This window comes from Streptomyces sp. XM83C, assembly GCF_023072675.1.
Lineage (GTDB): Bacteria > Actinomycetota > Actinomycetes > Streptomycetales > Streptomycetaceae > Streptomyces > Streptomyces thermocoprophilus.
This window is the reverse complement of the sequence record NZ_JALLGL010000480.1, coordinates 1-2,966: the sequence shown is the minus strand read 5'-3', so window position 1 is coordinate 2,966 and position 2,966 is coordinate 1. Positions and strand designations below refer to the sequence as shown.

The window sequence follows — 2,966 nt, the reverse complement described above, 5'->3', positions numbered from 1 at the left end:
GGAGATGTGTAAAAGAGCCAGCCCCGCCCCCGCCCCGGCCGCCTACGGCAGCCGGTACGACTCCCCGTACACCGTCCACCGCAACGGCGTACGCAACTGCAGATTGCCGTCCTTCAGGAAGCGACGCAGCATGGTGTCGATCCGGGACGTGTCCCGCATCGTCGGCCGCAGCTTCATCGCCTCACGCCGCACGTCCAGGAACGCGTTCAGATACGCCGTCTCGTCACCGCCCTCCGCCGGCGGCTTCGCCTTCGCCCGCGTCCGGTCCCGCAGCACGTAGAACCCGTCCCGGTCGGTGCCCGGACCGTGCAGCACCATCGCGTCGTAGTAGATCAGCTGCCCCAGCGCGCCCAGCCCGTCCAGCTTCGCCAGACGCACCGACGGATCGAAGTACACCCGGTCCCGCTCCGCGTCCTGCGCCGCACGGAACTCCGGCAGCCTCGCCTCCGCCCGCCACGCCTCGGGGAACCCGGGATCGAGCCCCTCGTGCGAATCCGTGCCGTCCACCTTCCGCAACGCCGGCAGGAACCTCTCCAGACCGTTGCCCGGATGCGCCTTGGTGTAGTTCTCCACCAGCGACAACAGATCGTGCGTACCACTGCAGAACCCGACCACACCGGCCGTGTAACCACAGCCGTCACCGATGTCCTCCACCGAGTCATAGGCGCTGCGCCAGTTCAGCGTGGAGTTCTCCGCACTGGAGACGATCTTCTGAGCCAGCTCCTTCATGGCCGGCGCCGCCAGCCCCGGCGGCGCATCAGCGATCACCTGCTCGTCCTCGGACCGCTTCGTCGTCCCCGACGCACGCGCCTTCGTGTCCTTCAGATCCTGCTGCGACACCGAGGTGCCACCCGCCGGACCGGAGCCGGACCCGCCGGACGCGGTGACATACAGCACCGCCATCACCACCACGGGAACAGCGGCCAGAACCAGACAACCGATACGTTTCATCACAGTCACCACGGCCCGGTCAGGCCGCTCCTCCCGTCAGCTGGACGACCTTGCCCCACGCACACACCACAAGCACCGCCAGCAGCACGACACACGCCCCCGCCTGCACCAGCCACCGCCGCTCCCCACCCGGCACGAACGCGTACGCCGCAGTGACCGCCGCACCGACCAGCAGACCACCGAGATGCCCCTGCCAGGACGCGAAACCCGCCGACAGCACCAGCCACACCAGCAGCCACACCATGAACCCGTTCACCGGCTGCATCGCGGCACCCACCCTACGGGCGATCACGTAGTACGCGGCACCCAGCCCGAACACGCCCCCCGAGGCGCCGATCACCAGATCGCCCGGCGCGATCAACAGCACCAGCACCGAGCCGCCCAGCGCGGACAGCAGATACAGCGCGAGGAACCGGACCCGCCCGAGCTGCGTCTCGACGACCCGGCCGAGATTCCACAGCGCGGCCATGTTCAGCACGATGTGCAGCAACCCGAGCGGCGTCTGCGTCACCGGCATGTGCAGGAACGCCCCGGTGAGCAACCGCTCCCACTCGCCCGCGGCAACCCCCTCGGGGCTCAGCACCTCCCGCAGCGCGGGCTCCCACAGATAGTGCGCGCCCTCCTCGTCCATCAGCCCGGCACCCAGCATCCCGAACCGGTCCGTGACCTGCGGTCGCACCAGCTGCGCGAGATACGCCAGCACGTTCAGCACGATCAACGCGTACGTCACCACCGGCACCGCGTGCACCCGCGCCCCGAACAGGGTGCGGGCCTGTCGTACCGAACGCGCACCCTCCCTCACGCACTCCGGGCACTGGTGCCCGACGGCCGCCTCCCGCATGCAAGCCGGGCAGATGAACCGGTCGCAGCGCACACACCGCACATACGACTCCACCCTGGGATGGCGATAGCACGTCGTCACCACAGGCCCCGACGGCGCAGAAGACCCGGACGCAGCGGGCGGCGCGGGCGGGGACCCCGATGGGTCGGACGGGGACTCGGACGGTTCCACGGGACCGGCTCCTCGACTGGTGGGACGGGACATGAGCCGGCGACGGCACGGCGGCGAACAAAATAGCGAACACCTGTGAAGGAGCAGAGCGCTGGGGTCCCTCGTGCCACTAGTCTCGGCACCCGGTGACACACACAAAGGGGGAGCCCGAATGACCGCCATCAGCCTGACCAAAGTGAAGGAGACCGCGCCCGCACTGGTCAGCCTGTACAAAACCGCCGGCGCCTCCCTGGCCCGCCACGGCCTCCACGACCTGCGCGCCGCCGTCTACCTCGTCATCGACTACTCCGGCTCCATGAAGCCCTACTACGCCGACGGCAGCGTCCAGGCCCTCGCCGACCGCGTCCTCGGCCTGTCCGCCCACCTCGACGACGACGGCCGCGTACCCGTCGTGTTCTTCTCCACCGACGTCGACGCCGTCACCGACATCACCCTCACCGACCACCGCGGCGCCGTCGAACGCATCGCCTCCGGCCTCGGCCACATGGGCAAGACCAGCTACCACCTCGCCATGGACGCCGTCATCGACCACTACCTCGACAGCGGAGCGAAAGACCCCGCCCTCGTCGTCTTCCAGACCGACGGCGGCCCCATCAACAAACTCGCCGCCGAACGCTACCTGTGCAAAGCATCCTCACTGCCCCTGTTCTGGCAGTTCATCGGCTTCGGCAACCCCCACAGCAAACAGTTCGACTTCCTCCGCAAACTCGACGAACTACCCGTACCCGACAAACGGATCGTCGACAACGCCGGCTTCTTCCACGCCGGCACCCACCCCACACACCTCTCCGACACCGACCTGTACGACCACCTCGTCAGCGAATTCCCCCACTGGCTCACCGCCGCCCGCGCCCGCGGCATCATCCCACCGCCCTGACCCCCCAAACCCTCACGTGTCGCACTCCAGCACCGTCCGGCACAACCCACACCGCACCCGCACCCGCCCCCGCACCGGCACCCCGATCCGCTGAAGACACGTCGGACACGGAAACGTCACCCGCAC

Annotated in this window: 3 protein-coding genes; 1 reads left to right on the top strand and 2 read right to left on the bottom strand. The window is 68.7% G+C overall.

The genetic code is table 11. The annotated features are described in order from the left end of the window. Positions 1–42 precede the first annotated feature (42 nt). Both MTQ10_RS29480 and MTQ10_RS29475 read right to left on the bottom strand, forming a co-directional pair. Positions 43–951, bottom strand: a complete 909-nt coding sequence (locus tag MTQ10_RS29480) for a chitosanase (protein ID WP_247473469.1) — start codon at positions 949–951, stop codon at positions 43–45. A 19-nt stretch (positions 952–970) separates the two neighbouring features. Then, positions 971–1,753: a rhomboid family intramembrane serine protease gene (locus MTQ10_RS29475; RefSeq protein WP_308404613.1), complete on the bottom strand. Its 783-nt coding sequence runs from the start codon at positions 1,751–1,753 to the stop codon at positions 971–973. 361 nt (positions 1,754–2,114) lie between these two features. On the opposite strand from MTQ10_RS29475, the gene MTQ10_RS29470 reads away from it, so the two are divergent. After that, the gene (locus tag MTQ10_RS29470) at positions 2,115–2,840 is read left to right on the top strand and encodes a vWA domain-containing protein (protein ID WP_247473467.1); all 726 of its coding nucleotides are present in this window, start codon (positions 2,115–2,117) and stop codon (positions 2,838–2,840) included. The last annotated feature ends 126 nt before the right edge of the window (positions 2,841–2,966 follow it).